This is a genomic window from Acinetobacter sp. C32I, assembly GCF_023702715.1.
Taxonomy (GTDB): domain Bacteria; phylum Pseudomonadota; class Gammaproteobacteria; order Pseudomonadales; family Moraxellaceae; genus Acinetobacter.
This window is the reverse complement of the sequence record NZ_CP098480.1, coordinates 1,982,519-2,001,480: the sequence shown is the minus strand read 5'-3', so window position 1 is coordinate 2,001,480 and position 18,962 is coordinate 1,982,519. Positions and strand designations below refer to the sequence as shown.

Genomic DNA, 18,962 nt, shown 5'->3' with positions numbered 1-18,962 from the left:
CCAAAGATGAGTATGTGGTTGTTGGTGGTGGCGTATTAACCGCACATTGTATCCGTGATACAGCCGATATTGATCTTGTGGTAAGCGCAGATTTGTTTGGTCATTTACAGACGACTTGGAATCAGAAAATTCGTCCAAATGGGAAAATAGGACTTTATCAGGGCTGTTTAGAAGCTTATTTAGATGTGAACTGTGGCGACAGTCAGGAAAGTTTTCAAACCCTATTGGCAAGTTCTGAGCTGATTGCTGGAATACATTTTATGCATTTATCGACACTCGCTGAATTTAAACGAAATTATGGGCGGAAAAAGGATTTAGCCGATTTAAATTTAATAGCAGCATTTCAAAACAATAAATAAGACTGTTTTGCTTGGATTTTTTTAATTTTAAAATTATTTTTTATAAAAATTAGATAGATATTTTTTCTTGTTGGTTAAAAAATACTTGAGTGTTTTGATCGGTTAAAATATTTAAATAAATATAAAACAAGGGTTTAATTTGTTTTCTTTATCAATAGTTAAAATCTGACAAAAATGCTGTGTTTTTATTTAATTGCTTTGTCGATATTATATCCTTATTCAATAAATCAAATATGGTTTGGGGTTCGATATGGGTATGAAATGGTCTGTCGAATATAATACAGGAATCGAGGTGATCGATGATCAGCATCGTCGTATTCTAGATTATATTAATGAAATTGATGAATTAAATGAGGGTGATGATCGGGCAAAATTAAAAGGTATTTTGGATAATATCATTGATTATACTCAGTCTCATTTTACCTTTGAAGAAAGCTTACAAGAAGAAGCAAACTATAAATATCGTGTACCGCATAAGCGTGTACATGACTTATTTATCAAAAAGATAGAGACTTATCGTCAACGTTTTGAGTTGGGGCAAGAAATTGATAGTGAGCTGCATGAAGCACTCTCAAAATGGTTGATCAACCATATCCGTCATGATGATGCGGATTATGTCGGTGCAGTAAAAGAAAATATGATTGGAATCATTAAAGAAAATGAAAAGAAAAAAGGGAAAAACTGGTTTTCTCGATTCTTCTCATAATAATAAGACAATAATAAAAGACTCCTTATGATAAAAAATAATAAGGTGTGGTATGAGTGAACATAAGGGGTCTACTTAATAATATAATAATTCGTGCGCAGCAAATCATCGTAAGGTGATTTGCTTCTTTCTTTCGATATCTTTTGTTTTGATTTTCAGGCGTGAGAAAGGCAAAATAGATTGAATATTTCATTGCAAACTCCATAAAGCGCAATGAGTTCAAAGATTTTTCAAGGAATGCATTATGCAGGACACAACTCTGTCACGCTGGCTTGCACCAGTGATGGCGTTTTGCCTATCTTTTGTCATGATTAGCACATTGGCACCCGCTGTTGGCATCCAGATTGACCGTCAATTCGATTTCTGGCTGCTGTGGCTAGGCACCATGATCGTATTGGCATTACCTATCGGTTATCTTGAAATTGCTTTAGCTAAACGTTCACAAACGACAGCATTACAAGCGCTTTCCAGTTTAACCCGTGATGCAGATGCGTCACCAAGATGGCGTATCGTGGGATGGTTGGCCGTTGTTTTTGTTCCATTCTTTGCTGGCAGCATGTTGATGACGGCAACACAGGTGACGAGTCAACAACTTGGATTGGATCTTTCTAGCCAAATCGTTTTCGCAATTTTTGCAGTTGTGGCATTGGCACTGTCTTTTATTCCTCGTCAGTTTTTGATCATTTTAGCCATGCTTGGCGTACTCGCTGCATTTGTACTTGCCAATGTGATGGGAACCCATTTACAAGCATGGCATTGGACGGGTATCGAGTTTAAAGAGTGGGGCAATGCGACAGTACTTGCATTAGTCGCAAGCGGTTTAGGTCTGGGCTTATACTGGCAGAGTAGTTTAGCAGCAGTGAAGCAACAAGATGCTGCGACAACTGCGGTATTACCAATTTGGGTGGCACAACTGCTTGCGGTGATCGCCTTTGGTTTCTTCTCAGTGCAAACACAGCTTCCTGCCTTGGCATGGGTGTTCGCTGCAACACTGTCTGCTGCATTGTTAATTCAATTTGCCAAAGAGCAACTGGCACAGCGTCAGCTTGCGATCGTGATTCAATGGCTGATTTTACTGGCGGCAATTGCTGTTTGGGCTGTGCCACAGGTCGAGCAAATTTTTAATACCCTATTCATGTTATGGGGATTGACGATTTGTTTGATTTATGCATTGTTTGCTGGCTGGATCATGAAGATTAGTCATCTGCGTAAAGCCATGGGCTTTAGTAATGAGCTGTTTTATAACCTTTGGCGGATTGCGATCCGTATCGTGTTACCGCTTTCAATTGTGGTGGCAATGATCGCCGTGATTGGGCAAGTGCTGTAATGGAGCAGGCTCAACAGGTTTGGGTGGCCTATGCATCACTTGAGCAGCAATTTCATATCGCTGTTCGCTTTAACGAAGGTATGACGGCGCAACAGGCTATAGATGCTAGTGGTTTAGCTGAGCAGGTGAGTTTGCCAGAGCTTTTACATTTGGGGATCTTTGGCAGCAAGATTGAAGCAGATACCGTGTTGCATGCGGGTGATCGTGTTGAGATCTATCGTGCGCTTACAATTAATCCAAAAGATATTCGGCGTAAGCGGGCGGCAAACAACCCTGTCGGGCGATTTATTAAAGGCAATCGCTTTAGACCATCAAGCTCATAAAGAAAACCCCTCACGATTGACTCGATGAGGGGTTTCTTTTTACGGGAAAGCCGTTATAGTGGTGGCGCAGTCAAAATCGCTTCTTTTGATGCCGGTAAACCAGGTTGTGATTCTGGAATCGTATCTAAGCCTTCCAGACGTTCGACATTACCATTCGCATCAAAATAAACTTTTAAATGTTGACCGTGAGCCGCGGGTATTTTTGCTTTTTTCGCATAAGTACCTGGGATATAGTTGTAGATGTAGTCCCAACGTTGTGGATTCAGTGGATCTGTCACTGTTGGACTACCAAGCAAGAAACGGACTTGCTGAAAGCTCATGCCCACTTGTACTTGAGAAGCTTGTGCTTTGGTTAATGGTGTTCCCTGTGGAATATCAACTTTATAAACACCAAAGACTGAACAACCGCTAAGTACTGAAGTGACGAACAACGCCAGCATGATTTTTTGCATTTTGCTACACTATCCTGATAAATGATGATGCATTTGGTTCAAGGATAGATCATACTGCATCTAAACTCTATTGCCTATTCCAACTTAAGATTTGTTGAGAGACCTTTTTTTATGCCGATTTCCAATCAAGACTTACGCAAAGCTGGACTTAAAGTTACCCTTCCTCGTATTAAGATTTTGGAATTATTAGAAAATTCAAAACAACATCATTTAAGTGCTGAAGATATTTATAAAACCTTGCTTGAACAAGGTGAAGATGTTGGCTTAGCGACAGTTTACCGTGTGTTAACACAATTCGAAGCTGCGGGTATTATTCAGCGTCATCATTTTGAAAACAATCACTCTGTTTTCGAAATCATGCAGGAAGATCACCACGATCACCTTGTTTGCTTAAACTGTAATAAAGTTATTGAATTTACAAATGATATTATCGAGAAAGAGCAGCATTCAGTTGCAGACCAACATGGTTTTGCCTTAACTGGACACTCTTTAAATCTATATGGCTACTGTAGTGATGCAGAATGCCAAGAGGCTTATCGTAAAAAATAAGTTGTATTGAGTAAAAAATCCAAGTGTTCACGAAAACTGAACAAATAAAAAGGGAAGGTTACAAAAACCTTCCCTTTTTTAATGGCTTAATTTGAATTATTGGCCATCGAAGGTGATATTGCGGCTGGCACTTAATAACTGGTCTGCGCCTTCTTCTGACAGTTTAATGGTGAGGCGTAGGTCATTTGGCGAGTCTGCGTGTTTCAAGGCATCTTTATAAGTAATCTGACCTGCTTTATAAAGGTCGAATAGGGCTTGGTCAAAGGTTTGCATACCCAATTCGCGTGAACGTTTCATCAGATCTTTAATCTCATGAATTTCACCTTTACGGATATAATCCGCCAAAAGTGGTGTATTGATCAAAATCTCAATCGCAGCACGACGTGAATTACCATCCGGTGTTGGAATCAACTGCTGTGCGACGAGTGCTTTTAAATTCAGCGACAAATCCATATACAATTGACTATGACGGTCTGCTTCAAAGAAGTGAATAATACGATCCAGTGCTTGGTTAGCGTTGTTAGCGTGCAGGGTGGCAAGCACCAAGTGACCTGTTTCGGCGAAAGCGATGGCATAGTCCATGGTTTCACGTGAACGAATCTCACCAATCAAGATTACGTCAGGCGCCTGACGTAGTGTATTCTTCAGCGCAATCTCAAATGAATCGGTATCAATCCCGACCTCACGCTGTGTCACGATACAGCCTGCATGTTGATGCACAAATTCAATCGGGTCTTCAATGGTGATGATATGACCTTTGGAATTTTGATTACGGAAACCAATCATTGACGCAAGAGACGTCGATTTACCCGTCCCTGTTGCACCAACAAAGATGATGATGCCACGTTTGGTCATCGCCAATTCTTTCAGTACTTCAGGTAACTTCAAGTCGTCCATACTTGGAATATGCGTTTCAATCTTACGCAGTACCATGCCTGGCATATCACGTTGCTGAAAAGCACTGACACGGAAACGCGCCGTCTTTTCACGGTTCATGATCGCGAAGTTACATTCACGTGTGTCTGCAAATTCTTTACGCTGCTTGTCGGTCATAATGGATTGCACCAGTTGACCTACAATTTCCCCTGAAAGTTTCGATTTGGAAACAGGCACGATCTGCCCGTTAATTTTCATTGAAGGTTCAACATCCGCAGTGACAAATAAGTCCGATGCATTTTGTTGAATCATCAAATTGAGTAAATCATTAAAGTCCATGATATTTCTCTAATCCATTTATTTTTATAGGAATGATTCGGGTTGTTTTGCAACAGTACGAGCAGTTTGTGGGCTAATTAAGCCTTTAGACACCAGTGTTTTCAGACTTTGATCCAAAGTGGTCATACCGTAGTTGGCACCTGTTTGGATCGCAGAATACATTTGTGCGACTTTGTTTTCTCGTACAAGGTTACGAATCGCAGGAATACCGATCATGATTTCATGTGCAGCCACACGACCACCGCCATTTTTCTTTAATAGCGTTTGTGAAATCACGGCTTGTAGAGATTCAGACAGCATGGCACGCACCATGTCTTTTTCTTCTGCAGGGAATACGTCGATGACACGGTCAATAGTTTTCGCCGCAGAGGTGGTATGTAGGGTACCAAACACCAAGTGGCCTGTTTCTGCAGCGGTCAGTGCCAAGCGGATGGTTTCTAAGTCACGCATCTCACCGACCAGAATAATGTCAGGGTCTTCACGCAATGCTGAACGAAGTGCTGCATTAAAGCCGTGGGTATCACGATGCACTTCACGTTGGTTAATCAAACATTTTTTCGATTGGTGTACAAATTCAATTGGATCTTCAACCGTTAAAATATGGTCATAACGGTTTTCGTTAATATAGTCGATCATCGCTGCAAGTGTGGTGGATTTACCCGAACCCGTTGGGCCTGTGACGAGTACAATTCCACGTGGATAATCACAGATTTCTTTGAAAATTGAACCTAAGCCCAAATCTTCCATCGTTAAAACTTTAGATGGAATGGTACGGAACACCGCACCTGCACCGCGGTTCTGGTTAAATGCGTTGACACGGAAACGGGCAATATTCGGTACTTCAAATGAAAAGTCAGTTTCTAAATCTTCTTCAAAGTCACGACGTTGTTTATCATTCATAATGTCGTACACCAAGCGATGTACATCTTTATGTTCAAGTGCTGGTAAGTTAATACGACGAACTTCACCATCCACACGAATCATAGGAGGCATACCCGCTGAAAGGTGTAAATCGGAAGCACCGTTTTTAACTGAAAAGGCGAGTAGTTCTGTAATATCCATAATTTCCCCGAAACAAACTAAAATGTCTCATTATTTTGTAGAATAATATAAGGCTTTCATTCGGGCTTACCAACACCTTAAAGAATGGAAAGCAAAAAAAGATTTCGTAAATGAGAACTGTGTCAATGAATCAATCGCAACAATCCCGCCAATCTGTTTTAAATCAAATAGAACAAGCCTGTCAGCGTGTTCAACGTGATCCTGCAACAGTGCAATTGTTGGCGGTTTCCAAGACACATCCTGGTGCCAGCCTTCGCGAAATGTATGCAGTCGGGCAGCGTTGTTTTGGTGAAAACTATTTACAGGAAGCGTTAGAAAAAATTGAGGAATTAAAAGAACTAGAAATCGAATGGCATTTTATTGGACATGTGCAGCGTAATAAAACCAGGCATCTGGCTGAGAAATTTGATTGGGTACATGGGGTTGATCGTTTGATCATCGCTGAGCGTTTATCCAGTCAGCGTTTAGATACTCTACAACCCTTGAATATTTGTTTGCAGGTGAATATTGATGGGCAAGATTCTAAAGATGGTTGCCAACCTGCGGAGGTCGCTGAACTGGTTCAGCAAATCAGCCAGCTCCCCAATATCCGTTTACGTGGTTTGATGGTGATTCCTGCACCCGAAAATCATGCTGCATTTGCTGATGCTAAAGTGCTATTCGAGCAAGTGAAAGCGCAACATGCACAACCGCAAGACTGGGATACCTTAAGTATGGGCATGTCTGCTGATCTGGACGCTGCAATTGCGGCAGGTTCAACCATGGTGAGGGTAGGAACTGCATTATTCGGAGTACGGGATTATTCAAATTAATATAGCGTGAATTGAATAAAGAGCCGTAGAAATAAAGAACAAATTACAATTATATAAAATATCTCTACTGCTGAAAAAAACGGCATAAATTAGAATGACGTGTTTATTCATTTATATTCAACCTGAATATAAATGAATCACGATTATTTTTACAAAGATAAAAATTGAATTTAGGATCACGTTTAAAATGAAAAAACTCTATTTTTTAATCTCTTTTATTTTATGTCTATTTTTAGCAGCGTGCAGTAAAAAACAGAGTGATGTGGCTGCAGAGGCTGCCGATAGTAATGCTCAAGTGGCTGTAGATGAGAAACTGGGTACCAAATGGGGCGATGAGATTAGCTCGCATGTGACCGAGGTGAATTTAAGCCGTTTAACCGAGCAACCGATTGCTGAATCACAAGTCCGTTATGCCAACAAACAATATCAAGGCAAGACCGTTAACAGTATTTCGTTGGCAGCAGGGAAAATTAGTTTTTCTATTGTTGATGATACTGATCAACCCTTTGCTTTATCTCGTGATGGCCAAAACTATTATCTCTCAGCAAAAGATGGTCAAAGCTACCAATTAAAATATGAAAACCATACCGACAATACCTATGAAGTGGTAGCAAGTGTTGATGGGATCGATGTTTTAGATGGCAGTGCCGCTTCACGAAATAATGCAGGTTATGTGCTGCATCCGCACAGTGAAATTACCATAGAAGGCTTCCGTAAGAGTGACTCTGCTGTCGCTTCTTTTACCTTTAGTAAGCCTGAGGATGCTTATGCAGCAAATTCGGATAATGGCTCAATTCAGAATACAGGCATTATTGGAACAGCGATTTATCAAGTTGAATCACTGAAGTCCGCTGATGCAGCTGCAGAAGAAAAGCCATCTAAGTATGCTCCTCCACCAAAGGCTTTCCCCGCTGATAAGAATGAATAATGGATGAAAACATCCCTAAAAGATTGGTTAGCTTGAAGGGATGTTCTTATTTAAAAATAAGAATTTCTATAAGACGTTTAAAATCGTATAGATTTTGATCGGCCAATGATAAATGAATAGAAGGCAATCTAGCCTCTGTTATTTAAAATGTAGGTATATAAATGAATATCGCAAAATGCATATTGACTGTTTTAATTGTTGTTATATGTACTTCTAGTAAGGCAACTCCAACACCTGAAATTGAAAAAGCAGTTATTTCTGAGCATAAAACATATCAGGATTTTAAAGAAACTTTTATGTTTTTAATTGCAAAACTAGCGGAAAATACTGGAAATGATTCGCAACAAGATGAGGTCATTGATGCGCATTGGGCATGTGTACATCAAAATCAAATTGTTAAGATGTTTAATAATAATCAAAAATATAGAAAACAGTTTGACCAAGAGTTTGCCAAAGAATATACAACATTTGATGATACTTTAAAGGGCTTTCAAAAGTCTGTGCTCGAAACCAAATCTGTTTGTGCTGAGATGAAAACAGCCTACAACAAAATTTAAAGTTCAAAAAGGGGTGCAATTAGAACCTAATTCATCCCTTAAATGACTTCGCACTTGACCAAATGGTTATGCCTGAATTTTTAAAGGTCTTTGTGCATATTTTCTTTTTTAAGTCATTTATTCTAAGCATGTTAATGTTTCGATGAAGTTTTTAAAATCATGAAGATTTTGATCAGCTATTGCTGAGGAAATCGCTGGATTGGGATGAAAGAAAATGCTTTTCATCCCGACAGCCTGTGCACCTTGTATGTCTGCCAGTTCATTATCTCCGACAAAGATACAATCTTGTGGGTGAACACCAAGCTGCTGACAAGATAATAGAAAAATTGCGGGATCTGGTTTTCTGAGTCCGACTGCCTCGGAAACAATGATGCTAGAAAAGTATTCAGTCAGCCCTAGCGCATAAAAATTATGTTCTTGAAAGGGTGTTCTGCCATTAGAGATTAATCCAATTAAATAGCCTTGCTGTTTTAATTGGATGATGACGTTTTCTACATGTTCAAAACAGCATGAAAACTTATTAAAATCATTGATATAAGTGGTTAAAAGGATTTCTTTAGAATGATGTTGAATTGAAAATTCCTGAATCAGATTTTCATAAACACGATCTTTCCAAACTTTGCCATTATCATCTAATCCAAGAAAGCGCTGGATAAATTTTTCTCTGTCATCGGCAGGTACCAATTGAAAGAAATTAACCTGCCAAGTGAGGAATTTTATTAATGACGTCGTTCGATCAAGTAAGGTTTGATCAAGGTCAAAAATAACAGCTTTTTTCTGATTCATGTGATTTAAGCATGGTGATTATTTAATCATGATAATGCTTTAACCAACAATTTCAATCCGACTCGAACCTGAACCAATCGGCTGTACCTGAATCTGTACAGGAATTCGTTCATGCATTTCCTGAATGTGCGAGATCAACACCACTTTACGGCCTTGGCTTTGTAATTGATCCAGCGCATTCATCACCATATGCAAGGAAGAGGCATCCAGCGTCCCAAAACCTTCATCAATAAACAGTGATTCGATTTTCATGGAACCTGAGGCCATGTTGGCAATTGCCAAGGAAATTGCAAGAGCAGTAAGGAAGGACTCTCCACCGGATAGTGAAGCCACGGAGCGGGTTTCTCCATCCATATCATGGTCAATGATGGCTAGGCTGAGGGAGTTATCCAAACGTTTTAAGGTATAACGCTGTGACAACATGGTGAGTTGTTGGTTGGCATATTCCAGCAGAATATCCAGATTATATTGCTGGGCTAAATCACGGAAATCTTTACCCTTAGAATCACCAATCAAACTGGAAATTTTATTCCAGCGGTGTTCCTGCTGCTGAATCTGCTGGATCTGATCTGCAAATTGCTTTTGCTTGGCAACATTTTGCTGATGTAGTTCCAGTTTCAGTTTGAATTGATCACGTTGTTCAGCTTGCTGCTGTAATTTTTCATGATTGAGATGGATGTGCTCAAGCAACTGGTTGTGTTCGATGGGTGGCTGTTGTTGCTGATGTGTCTGTAATTGCTGTTGCAACGTTTTCAATGCAGAGGCGGCCTCATTGAGCAAGCGTTCTGCATGTTGTAGCGATGTTCGAATGTGCTGCTCTTGCTCAGCACGAATAGCAAGTAAATCCGCTAATAGATGGTCTTCAAATTCAGGATGCTGGTCTAACCATGCTCGGATTTCAGTCTTGGATTGGACAAGGGTAGCTTGTTGCTGCTGCTGTTGGGCTTTGAGCTGTTCCAGTTCATTTTTCTGCTGTTCAAAGCTTTGACGAGCCTGTTCAAAACGCTGTTTGATCTGCTGATATTGATTTTGGAGTTGCTGACGCTGTTGGTCGTGTTGGTTTAACCATTCATTGGCTTTAAGTTCGGTTAAACCTGTCATCGCTACAATCAATTGATGCGCTGACTCTGTATTTTGTTTGCCCTTAATCTCGACATCTTTGAGTTGCTGACTAAACTCCACATGTTGAGCGATCAAGCTGGTTAAATTGGACTTTAATAGATTCAGTTGCTGTTCAAGCTGCTGTTGTTTTCTGCTGAGTGTTTCATCTTGTTCAAGCTGTTGAACACGTTGCTGTAAACGTTGTGCTAGCTGTTGGGCAGAGCTCAGCATTTGCTGCTGCCATAAGCTTTGTTCATCGCTGCTCAGGCAATCCACAACATGCTGAATCTGTTGCTGTGACTGCTGTACGCTTTCCAGTTGATAGCGGATATTTTGAATCGTTTGAGTCAGGTGATAGTGGTCTTTATTGGCCTGATGCAGTTGCTGTAACTCAATTTCAATCTGCTGTTTGAACTGGGTTGCTTCATTGATGTATTGCTGTTGAACTGTAGTGATTTCCGCATGCGACTGGGTTAAATCTAACTGAATGTCGAACTGTGCTGCATGTTTGACTAATTCTTGATGTTGCAGTTTGAATTTGTCATCCGCTTGTTGCATGGCAGATTGCAATTGAGTCAGTTCGGTACGAATCTGGGTAAATTGCTGCTGTGTGTTTTGCCAAAGTTGAAAGCACTGCTGCTCTTGTTGAATGGCCTGTTGCTCTTGCTGTTGTTGCAGCTCATACAAGGCTTTGGAGAGCTGACTGGCATCATCACGGTAAGGGTGTTCGGTGCTGCCACAGACCAGACAGGCTTCGCCGTGTTTGAGTTCTGCACGGAGATGTTCAATATTTTCAGCATGTAATAACCGCTGTTGTTGCAACATTTGCTGCAATTTTTCCCGCTCATTCTTGGCAGACTGGAATTCACCTTGGCTGGTTTGCAGTTGTTGTTCAAGCTGCTGGTGTTGCTGCTGTGTGCTATTGAGCTTATGGCTTAGTTCATCACGTTCTTTTTTAAGTTCAAAATAATGCTGTAGTTTTTGTTGAATCAGATCCAGTTGACTCAATCGGGCTTGTTGTTGTTCCCTGAGTTTTTGTTTCTGTTCAAGCTGGCTTTCAATCTGTTGTGGTGCGCCAAATTTTTGAATGAGCTCATTCAATACGATCTGATCTTGTTCAAGCTTGGATTGGGCTTGTTGAATTGAACCTAAATTCTGTTCGACTTTTTGGTATTGTAGAATAAATTGCTTTAGCTGCTGAAGATGTGCATTCAAGCCTTTATCTAAAGTGGAGAATTGTGCGCTCTGTTGCAGCTGTTCAGAGCAGTTTTGTTGTTGTATGGATAGACTGTGGCGACTTTGTTCAAACTGCTGTTGTTGTTCAAGTAATGGTTGTTGTTGCGCTTCGTTTTGGTTTAGGCGAACTTTGGTTTTCTTATATTCATCAGCAATGTATTCACGTTCCTGTACATATTTACGCACTTGGGTGAGTTCTTGCTGATGGTTTTGTTCAAAACTCTGAAATTGCTGTAAGGCCGTTTCAACCTGCGTATAAGCTGTTTTTTCTTGCTCAAATTGGGTGCTTACAGCGGTAAATTGCTGCTGCTTGTGTTGAATCTGTGGTTCAAGCTGTTGCAGTGCTTTTTCCAATTGTTGCTGTTGGAACACAATCGGACGAATGCCTGAAAAGGTTTCGAGTTGGCTGAGTCGATTGCGATCTGCGGCTAAAGCCTGATGTGCTTGAATTTGAATGTCATGCTGTTGCTGTTTTAGTGTAATTTCAGTTTCGAGTTTCTGTCGCTGTTCAAACCATTGTTGCTGTTGATTAAGCTGAATTTTGTCGGTTTCAAGCTGTTGAACCTGTTGTTGTATCTGCTGAAATTGAGTCTGTAACTCGGCAACTTCTTCATCTGAACGAATTTCAATATGGCCGAGCACATTTTCCAGTTGCTTGCGTTGGTTGCTAATTTCACGGGTTTTTTCAAACGCCAGTTGTCCAATTTTGGCAAAAATACTGGAATTGGTCAGATATTCGAGTAATTCACCACGCTCATTATCGCGTGCCTTTAAAAAAGCGGTGACTTCAGACTGCGCCAACAGTACCGCACGGGTGAATTGCTCAAAACTCAGTTGGGTAATCTGTTGAATATGCGCTTCAACCGCTTTGGTTTTATCTGCAATCACCACGCCGTCAGTCAGGCATTTGAGTGAGCGTTGCACACTTTGCAGTTTGCCACTGGCATTTTCACGGGCACGTTTAATTTCCCAACGTGCGAGATAATGTTTCTGATCTTGTGCCACAAAACACAGTTCGGCAAAACCATGTCCTGTACCGCGACGTAGAACCGTTAAAGGGGAGTTGGTCAGCAGTTCCGAACCATCGACATCTAACAGTTTGCCGTCACTTTCTTTGAGGCGGGGAATTTTATTAAATAAGGCCAGACACATGGCATCTAGAATCGTAGATTTACCTGCGCCCGTTTTTCCAACAATGGCAATCAGTCCAGCACTGGCCAAAGGCTCAGTTTCAAAATCTATAAAATGCTCATCTGCCAGAGATGCCAAATTTTTCAGTCGAATTGATAAAATTTTCATGGCAGCTCCTTAAACAGTCTGATCATCTTCAAGTTGCTTTTGCGCTTCTGCGACCAAACTCATAAAGTCTTGAGTGACTTCATCATCGGCGTGATAGCCTTTTTTCTCCCAAATTTGCTGAAATAGTTTTTCAGGTGTCGGTGGTTCTAAGCTAATACTCTGCTTGCTTTCGGCATTAGTTTCATTGGAGAGATATTGTCTGGAAATGCGCACCAGTCGATAACGATTTTTGGGCAAGGCATCTTCAAATTGTTGTCGTAAATTGGGCTGTGGTGGCGTCGAGGTATGATATTCGATATCGACATATTCACGATGCTCAAGATTTTCGATCGGTTCATTTGGCAGATTACGAAGGCGCTGCATGACTACAGTAAGTTCATCTTTAATTTTATGCAGTTGAATACTTCGTGGTATCGCTAAAGCTTCAAAGTTAAACGAATCTTCACTTTTTTTAGGATCAATCGTGACTTCAACCACTTGGTGTTTATAGTTGATTTCACTAAATGACAGTGGAATTGGTGAACCGCTATAACGAATATGTGGATGCTGTACTTTTTGCGGTTTATGCAAATGCCCCAGTGCCACATAATCAATGCTGTCGTCGAACAGAGCTGTAGATAGGGCTTCTTCATTACCAATAATAATCGGCCGTTCTGAATCGGAGGTTTCTCCGCCTTGCATATGCGCATGCGACATCAGAATCAGGGCCTGATCATCGGTTTTACGACGTTTGGCTTCTTCGATTAACTGTTGGTGTAGATAAGCAATCGCATTTTGACTGTTGGTGGTGTGCTCATTAAAGCCTGTAATTTCAGCTGAACGTAGGAATGGCAGGGCAATACACCACGCTACAATCTGCTTTTGTTCATTATAAATCGGCAAAATTAAACGCTCTAAGTCGAGGGTCTTATCTTGATTCCAGCGAATCACACCGACCGTTTTGGCGTTATATTTTTCTAATAAGGGTTCAACTTGTTCAATCCGATAACCTGAGTCGTGATTGCCAGCAATCATTAAGGTTTGCATATGTGGGGCAAGCTCATGTGCATCGGCAAGAAATTGATAGAGTTGTTTTTGTGCCTGTGAGCTCGGGTTGATCACATCAAAGATATCACCCGCAATTAATAATGCATGCGGTTGTTTGGCTTTGATCTGCTCAAGTAACCATGTCAGAAATTGTTCATGTTCGTAGTGGCGGGAATGATTATAAAAAAACTGCCCCAAATGCCAGTCAGACGTATGAAAAAAACGCACGGTCATAAATGAATCTAAAAATAAAATAAACCCGAATAAGGTAGCACGTATTCAGGTGGAAGGGAGAGCCTTGATGAGCAGAAAAGCACTACAAGATCTGCCTTGATCATTTTTCAACGATGCTCTAGTTTGATCTCAATGCCATTATTTTAACAATGAGGATAGATAAAATGAGCTTAGGTCAAGTAAGCCGTGAAATCATGGATCAGATCATGTTGATTGGTCTTGATCGTGTGGAAAAGCGCAATGCTTTTGATAGCCATATGATTCATGATCTATCTCAAGCTTTAACTGAATATGAAAATAGCCCAGAACTGCGCTGCGCGGTGATTTTTGCGCATGGCGACCATTTTACTGCGGGCCTAGATCTGGTGGAGTTACAGTCCAAAATTTCACAAGGTATTTTTAATTTTGAGGCTGATCAGATTAATCCGTGGGGAACGGGCGGGCGGCATCGAACCAAACCTGTGGTGGTGGCTGTCCAAGGGATTTGTTATACTGCTGGCGTGGAACTCATGCTGAATGCTGATGTGGTGATTGCCAGTGAAAATACGGTCTTTGGTCAGCTTGAAGTGCAACGTGGGATTATGCCTTTTGGCGGGGCAACGGTGCGTTTTGTACAAGCTGCGGGTTGGCAAAAAGCCATGCCTTATTTATTGACGGGTAAAACGTTTAATAGCAAAACAGCCTATGAGTTGAATCTCCTGTCTGAAGTGGTTGAATCAGGGCAACAACTTGAACGTGCCTTGGAAATTGCCAAAGAGATTTGTAGTGCCGCACCGTTGGCAGTGCAAGCTTTATTGGCATCTGCAACCGATGCAGTCGTGGAAGGTCAAACAGTTGCATTTGAAAAAATGAACAATTATTTGATGCCGCTGTTTGTATCGGAAGATGCTCAAGAAGGGGTTCGCGCTATGTTAGAAAAACGGCCACCACAGTTTAAGGGGCGGTAATCATTTTACTTTAACTTGAGTTTAGCAAGTTATTGCGCCTGTTCATCGATTTCGCAAATCCCAAAGGTATTATGATCGAGGTCGATGAAATAGCCTTGCCAACAGCGGTTCGGGATTGCAAACTTATCCATAGCGGTAATCCCACCTAAACTTAAAATTTTAGCTGCAGTTTCATCGAAATTTGCCACCTCTATACTACAGGTAAAGGCATTGGTTCCACATCCAGTCGGTGGCGTTGCTACAGGACGTTGTAATAAACCACCATGAATTCCTGTTGTTACAATACGATAATATTCAATAGGTAAGCCTTCTACTTTTTCAAATGTCCAGCCAAACACGGATTGATAAAAGTGGACGTCACGTTGTGGATCTGATGACTGAATTTCAAAATAAATAATGTTGTTCATTCAATCTGTCCTTAATTTTTATGGTCGTAAAATTATTCTAAAGAGATATGGAATTGAAACACGAGACATTTATGTAAGCAGGTGCGCATTTTGCGGTTTGATCATAAAATCGCGTTGAATACATTTGAGTAAGATATAAGAGGTTAATCCTGTATTGATGAAAATTATTAAATTAGCGAATCATCCTGAATTACGAGAACAGGCTTCAATGTGGTTTTCGGACAAATGGGGGATTCCTGTTGAGGCCTATCGGGATAGTATTCAAAGCTCGATTGAACAGCCAGACGGAATTCCACAATGGTATGTGATTCTCGATGATACACAGCAGATCATTGCGGGCACTGGGGTGATCGACAATGATTTCCACGAGCGCAAAGATCTCAGCCCAAACCTGTGTGCTTTGTTTGTTGAGGTTGCTTATCGAAAGCGAAATATCGCCAAACAGCTGCTGGATTTTGCTCGATTAGAAATGAAAAGTTTGGGATTTGAAAAGCTCTATTTGGTGACTGACCTAGATGATTTTTACGAAAAGTGTGGCTGGACATTTTTAACCACGGTGACAGAAGATGAGGGTGGACTGATTAAAATGTATGTTGCCGATACGGTTTAATTAAAATACAAATGTCAGGCAAATAAAAACCGACGATTCGAGTGATGATAAATCGTCGGTCAAAATCTTTTTCAATGGTTCTGGCTGCTAACACAACCATTGTTAAAGATGGAGAGTCATAATGAAAGGTCACCGAAAACATTGCGGATGCCGTGCAATGTACAATCGGTTGCTGCGACCTTGTACCTTATATAACGCTACTGGTTGAGGATTGGTTGACATAAAAATGAAAAAAAAGTGAAAAAAATTTATAATTATTTTCTAAAGCCAGTCTAATTAGGTTTATCTTTATGATTTCATTGCGTTTGTACTATCTCTGGTTTTTTATAATTTGTTTTACTGCAACATTGTTGGCAGGTGTACTGGCCGCTATTTTACCCAATAGTATTGGTGGCGTGTTGACTGCGGTTCCTTATTTAATTGCGATCATTGTTATTTTATTCAAATTTCTCAAGCAACAACGCCGTGCACCGACGCCACAGGAACGGAAACGTTTAAGTATCGGCTTTAGTCTGATCTTTTGGGGCTATAACGCATGTGGCTTACTTCTCGGTCTGTTTATTTTTGCACGGAAAGATCCCGAAGTTTGGCAGAACTTTTTACTCTATCTGAAACAGCCCCAATTTTTGCTGACGGTATTGGCGATGTGGTTTGTGATTGCTGTACCGTTATTCTTAATTACCTATTGGTTTTATGGACCGCAAGCACAGCGAATGGCCAATAAAATGTTCAACTAGTTGAACAAAGTTCACTTGTAATTCACTTTCATTCTGCTAAGACTGAGATATCGAGCTGATCAATATCATGCAGGATGAGGGTGCGATGCAAAAACAGACGGTTTTAATCACAGGCGCAAGTGGATTTATTGGTTCTCATTTGTTGCCTTTTTTATTGGAACGACAATATCAAATTATTGCACTGACCCGACAGCCAAATCGAGTTTCTCAGCATTCAGCGCTACGTTGGGTGAGTGATTTTGATCAAATTGAAACGCAACAGATTGATTATGTGATTAATCTGGCTGGTGAAAATATTGGTGCAAAACGCTGGACGGAACAACGTAAACAGCAATTAATACATAGCCGTGTTGAGGTGACAGAGCAACTGTATCAATGGTTGGAACAACGGAAAATTTTTCCGAAATGTATTATTTCTGGTTCTGCGATTGGTTATTACGGTATTGATCCACAAGAACAATGGAAGCTTGTTTGTGATGAAAATACAGCACCGCAAGCGATTTTTATGTCTGAACTTTGCCAGAAGTGGGAACAAGCCGCTTTAAAATTTAGCCAACAAAATACCAAAATCATTCGTTTAGGTGTGGTTTTTGGGCAGGGCGGGATTTTGCCACAAATGCTGTTACCGATTCGATTGAATGCGGTTGCAAAAATTGGTTCGGGACGACAACCGATCGTGTGGGTTCATATCCAAGATGTACTAAATGCTATGGTTTTTCTATTGCAATCCAATCACAGTCAAAAGGTGTATAACCTTGTCGCACCTGAACAAATCAATCAACAACAATTTGCTCAAACGGCTGCCCACATTTTAAAGCGCAAACCTTTTATGCGAATGCCTAAGTGTGTATTTATATCGATGCTTGGCGAGCAAGCGCAGCTTATTTTAAATGGCCAATATGTGGCGCCCAAGGCCTTGCTGGAACAGGGTTTTCAATTTCAATATCCAGATTTAAATGTGGCATTAACTGCAATTTTAGCAAGAAATTAAATCCTGTCGCTTTAAGCGCAGCGGTGAATAAGCATTCGGATCAACCAGTGTCTCTTGCCCTAATATCAGCTGACGCAGCAGACATGCTGAACCAGCGCCCATGCATAGACCATTGCGGAAATGTCCAAAATTGGTCCAAAGATTTTCCAGTTCAGGCATTGCGCCGATATAGGGAATGCCCTGTGGAGAACTTGGACGTAAACCTGCCCAGCGTTTTACAATTGGAAATTGCGCTAATTCAGGCACCATCTCTAAACAGGCAGTGAGAATATCCTGTTGAGTATGTTCATCTACGGCAGTGCTAAAACCAGTCTCTGCCATACTGGAACCACAGACGATGTGACCATCTTGACGTGGAATCAGATACATCACCCGATTCATGCACATGGTTGGAAGCCAGTTTTCAGGGGTTTTAAATAACAGCATTTGTCCTTGTACGGGATGCACGGGGATATTGCGTTGGGTTTGCTCGGCCCATTGCTGACTCCATGCCCCAGACGTAATCACGACATGATCTGCGCTAAATTTCTGACCATCTTCCGTTTCAATCCCTTGAACTTTTTTATTTTGAATCATTAATTTTTCCACAGGGCACTGTTCAAAAAAACGTACCGCAGGGTGCTGTTTTAAATAGCAAATTAATGATTGTAATAAGCGTGGATTGCGGACATTCGAGAGTTGTGGGAAATAAATAGCTTGTTGGAATTGTGCTGAAATATGAGCGTTAACTTGCTGGAGTTGAGTACGATCAAGCAGTTCACAGTGTTGCATCGGCTCTTGATGTCGCGTGGCATAATTCAAACCAACTTCGAAATCGTCCTGATCGAAAATCAGCATACCTGTATCGTGGATTTGAAAATCAATGCCAGTGATGGGCAGCAATTTTTCATTCCATGTTTGATAGAGCGGTTTACCGTATTGGGCTAACTGATTCACTTCGGGTGCATAACGCCAAGGATACATGGGGGAAAGGATACCTCCACCCGCCCATGAGGCTGCTTGACCAGCAAGCTGTTGATCAAAAATATCGACAGAGCAGCCTTGTTCAGCAAGTTCCAATGCTGACATTAAGCCACTAATACCCGCACCAATGATGGCAATATGCATGTTAAACCAGTTTTATTTGCTTAATTGGGGTGAGCACCCAAATTTGATTTAAATTACTCAGAATAAATACGCGGCGGAGTCTTGCCGAGTTCTCAATCTATTTTAGGATTAGCTTTCAGCTGGACTTACTTTGGTTTTGCCCAAAGTAAGCAAAGGCATTGTCATCTGCAAAACCTGTTCAATTTTTTCAG

Annotated in this window: 20 protein-coding genes; 12 read left to right on the top strand and 8 right to left on the bottom strand. The window is 40.9% G+C overall.

What is annotated here, in order from left to right; genetic code table 11:
- Nucleotides 1-14: 14 nt before the first annotated feature.
- The 4 genes from NDN13_RS09615 to NDN13_RS09600 all read left to right on the top strand — a co-directional run bounded on the left by NDN13_RS09615 (nt 15) and on the right by NDN13_RS09600 (nt 2,715).
- Entirely contained in the window at nt 15-359 is a 345-nt protein-coding gene (locus NDN13_RS09615; RefSeq protein WP_251118079.1) for a zinc ABC transporter substrate-binding protein, read from the top strand.
- 250 nt (nt 360-609) lie between these two features.
- Nucleotides 610-1,065 carry a bacteriohemerythrin gene (locus NDN13_RS09610; protein ID WP_004655155.1) on the top strand — a complete coding sequence of 152 codons (456 nt, stop codon included), beginning with the start codon at nt 610-612 and terminating at the stop codon, nt 1,063-1,065.
- Nucleotides 1,066-1,309: 244 nt separating this feature from the next.
- Entirely contained in the window at nt 1,310-2,392 is a 1,083-nt protein-coding gene (locus NDN13_RS09605) for an SLC5/6 family protein (RefSeq protein ID WP_251118078.1), read from the top strand.
- Complete coding sequence (locus tag NDN13_RS09600) at nt 2,392-2,715, top strand: RnfH family protein (RefSeq protein ID WP_251118077.1); 324 nt, start codon at nt 2,392-2,394, stop codon at nt 2,713-2,715. The genes NDN13_RS09605 and NDN13_RS09600 overlap by 1 nt, the downstream gene beginning before the upstream one ends.
- A 53-nt stretch (nt 2,716-2,768) precedes the next feature.
- On the opposite strand, the gene NDN13_RS09595 is transcribed toward NDN13_RS09600, so the two are convergent.
- Nucleotides 2,769-3,167 (bottom strand): outer membrane protein assembly factor BamE, encoded by a 399-nt coding sequence (locus NDN13_RS09595; protein WP_004655148.1) that lies wholly within the window; start codon nt 3,165-3,167, stop codon nt 2,769-2,771.
- Between the two features lie 111 nt (nt 3,168-3,278).
- Here NDN13_RS09595 and fur point away from each other — a divergent pair, with 111 nt between their 5' ends.
- Nucleotides 3,279-3,716 carry a ferric iron uptake transcriptional regulator gene (gene fur / locus NDN13_RS09590; protein WP_004655147.1) on the top strand — a complete coding sequence of 146 codons (438 nt, stop codon included), beginning with the start codon at nt 3,279-3,281 and terminating at the stop codon, nt 3,714-3,716.
- A 96-nt stretch (nt 3,717-3,812) separates the two neighbouring features.
- On the opposite strand, the gene NDN13_RS09585 is transcribed toward fur, so the two are convergent.
- Both NDN13_RS09585 and NDN13_RS09580 read right to left on the bottom strand, forming a co-directional pair.
- Nucleotides 3,813-4,931 carry a PilT/PilU family type 4a pilus ATPase gene (locus tag NDN13_RS09585; RefSeq protein WP_101237599.1) on the bottom strand — a complete coding sequence of 373 codons (1,119 nt, stop codon included), beginning with the start codon at nt 4,929-4,931 and terminating at the stop codon, nt 3,813-3,815.
- Nucleotides 4,932-4,955: 24 nt separating this feature from the next.
- A complete protein-coding gene (locus NDN13_RS09580) occupies nt 4,956-5,993 on the bottom strand; it encodes a type IV pilus twitching motility protein PilT (protein WP_004655144.1) in 1,038 nt (345 codons plus the stop codon).
- A gap of 125 nt (nt 5,994-6,118) precedes the next feature.
- Between NDN13_RS09580 and NDN13_RS09575 the strand changes: the two genes are divergently transcribed.
- From NDN13_RS09575 to NDN13_RS09565, 3 genes are all read left to right on the top strand, one after another.
- Complete coding sequence (locus NDN13_RS09575) at nt 6,119-6,805, top strand: YggS family pyridoxal phosphate-dependent enzyme (protein ID WP_251118076.1); 687 nt, start codon at nt 6,119-6,121, stop codon at nt 6,803-6,805.
- Nucleotides 6,806-6,992: 187 nt separating this feature from the next.
- Nucleotides 6,993-7,733 (top strand): hypothetical protein, encoded by a 741-nt coding sequence (locus tag NDN13_RS09570; RefSeq protein WP_033134344.1) that lies wholly within the window; start codon nt 6,993-6,995, stop codon nt 7,731-7,733.
- A 161-nt stretch (nt 7,734-7,894) separates the two neighbouring features.
- On the top strand, nt 7,895-8,290 hold the full coding sequence (locus NDN13_RS09565) for a hypothetical protein (RefSeq protein WP_251118075.1): 396 nt from the start codon (nt 7,895-7,897) through the stop codon (nt 8,288-8,290).
- Nucleotides 8,291-8,407: 117 nt separating this feature from the next.
- On the opposite strand, the gene NDN13_RS09560 is transcribed toward NDN13_RS09565, so the two are convergent.
- Genes NDN13_RS09560 through NDN13_RS09550 form a run of 3 tightly spaced genes read right to left on the bottom strand, consistent with a single transcriptional unit; the run spans nt 8,408 to nt 13,972 of the window.
- The gene (locus NDN13_RS09560; RefSeq protein WP_251118074.1) at nt 8,408-9,076 is read right to left on the bottom strand and encodes an HAD family hydrolase; all 669 of its coding nucleotides are present in this window, start codon (nt 9,074-9,076) and stop codon (nt 8,408-8,410) included.
- A gap of 39 nt (nt 9,077-9,115) precedes the next feature.
- Complete coding sequence (locus tag NDN13_RS09555; protein ID WP_251118073.1) at nt 9,116-12,712, bottom strand: AAA family ATPase; 3,597 nt, start codon at nt 12,710-12,712, stop codon at nt 9,116-9,118.
- Nucleotides 12,713-12,721: 9 nt separating this feature from the next.
- Nucleotides 12,722-13,972 (bottom strand): exonuclease SbcCD subunit D, encoded by a 1,251-nt coding sequence (locus NDN13_RS09550; protein ID WP_159884770.1) that lies wholly within the window; start codon nt 13,970-13,972, stop codon nt 12,722-12,724.
- Between the two features lie 164 nt (nt 13,973-14,136).
- Here NDN13_RS09550 and NDN13_RS09545 point away from each other — a divergent pair, with 164 nt between their 5' ends.
- Entirely contained in the window at nt 14,137-14,919 is a 783-nt protein-coding gene (locus NDN13_RS09545) for a crotonase/enoyl-CoA hydratase family protein (protein WP_251118072.1), read from the top strand.
- Between the two features lie 29 nt (nt 14,920-14,948).
- Here the strand turns inward: NDN13_RS09545 and NDN13_RS09540 are convergent, their stop codons facing one another.
- Complete coding sequence (locus NDN13_RS09540; protein ID WP_251118071.1) at nt 14,949-15,326, bottom strand: VOC family protein; 378 nt, start codon at nt 15,324-15,326, stop codon at nt 14,949-14,951.
- A gap of 157 nt (nt 15,327-15,483) precedes the next feature.
- Here NDN13_RS09540 and NDN13_RS09535 point away from each other — a divergent pair, with 157 nt between their 5' ends.
- The 3 genes from NDN13_RS09535 to NDN13_RS09525 all read left to right on the top strand — a co-directional run bounded on the left by NDN13_RS09535 (nt 15,484) and on the right by NDN13_RS09525 (nt 17,664).
- Nucleotides 15,484-15,936 carry a GNAT family N-acetyltransferase gene (locus NDN13_RS09535; protein ID WP_251118070.1) on the top strand — a complete coding sequence of 151 codons (453 nt, stop codon included), beginning with the start codon at nt 15,484-15,486 and terminating at the stop codon, nt 15,934-15,936.
- A gap of 290 nt (nt 15,937-16,226) precedes the next feature.
- The gene (locus NDN13_RS09530) at nt 16,227-16,673 is read left to right on the top strand and encodes an ABZJ_00895 family protein (protein WP_016164472.1); all 447 of its coding nucleotides are present in this window, start codon (nt 16,227-16,229) and stop codon (nt 16,671-16,673) included.
- An 85-nt stretch (nt 16,674-16,758) separates the two neighbouring features.
- On the top strand, nt 16,759-17,664 hold the full coding sequence (locus NDN13_RS09525; protein ID WP_251118069.1) for a TIGR01777 family oxidoreductase: 906 nt from the start codon (nt 16,759-16,761) through the stop codon (nt 17,662-17,664).
- Here the strand turns inward: NDN13_RS09525 and thiO are convergent.
- Nucleotides 17,650-18,771 carry a glycine oxidase ThiO gene (gene thiO / locus NDN13_RS09520; RefSeq protein ID WP_251118068.1) on the bottom strand — a complete coding sequence of 374 codons (1,122 nt, stop codon included), beginning with the start codon at nt 18,769-18,771 and terminating at the stop codon, nt 17,650-17,652. The genes NDN13_RS09525 and thiO overlap by 15 nt on opposite strands.
- Between the last annotated feature and the right edge of the window lie 191 nt (nt 18,772-18,962).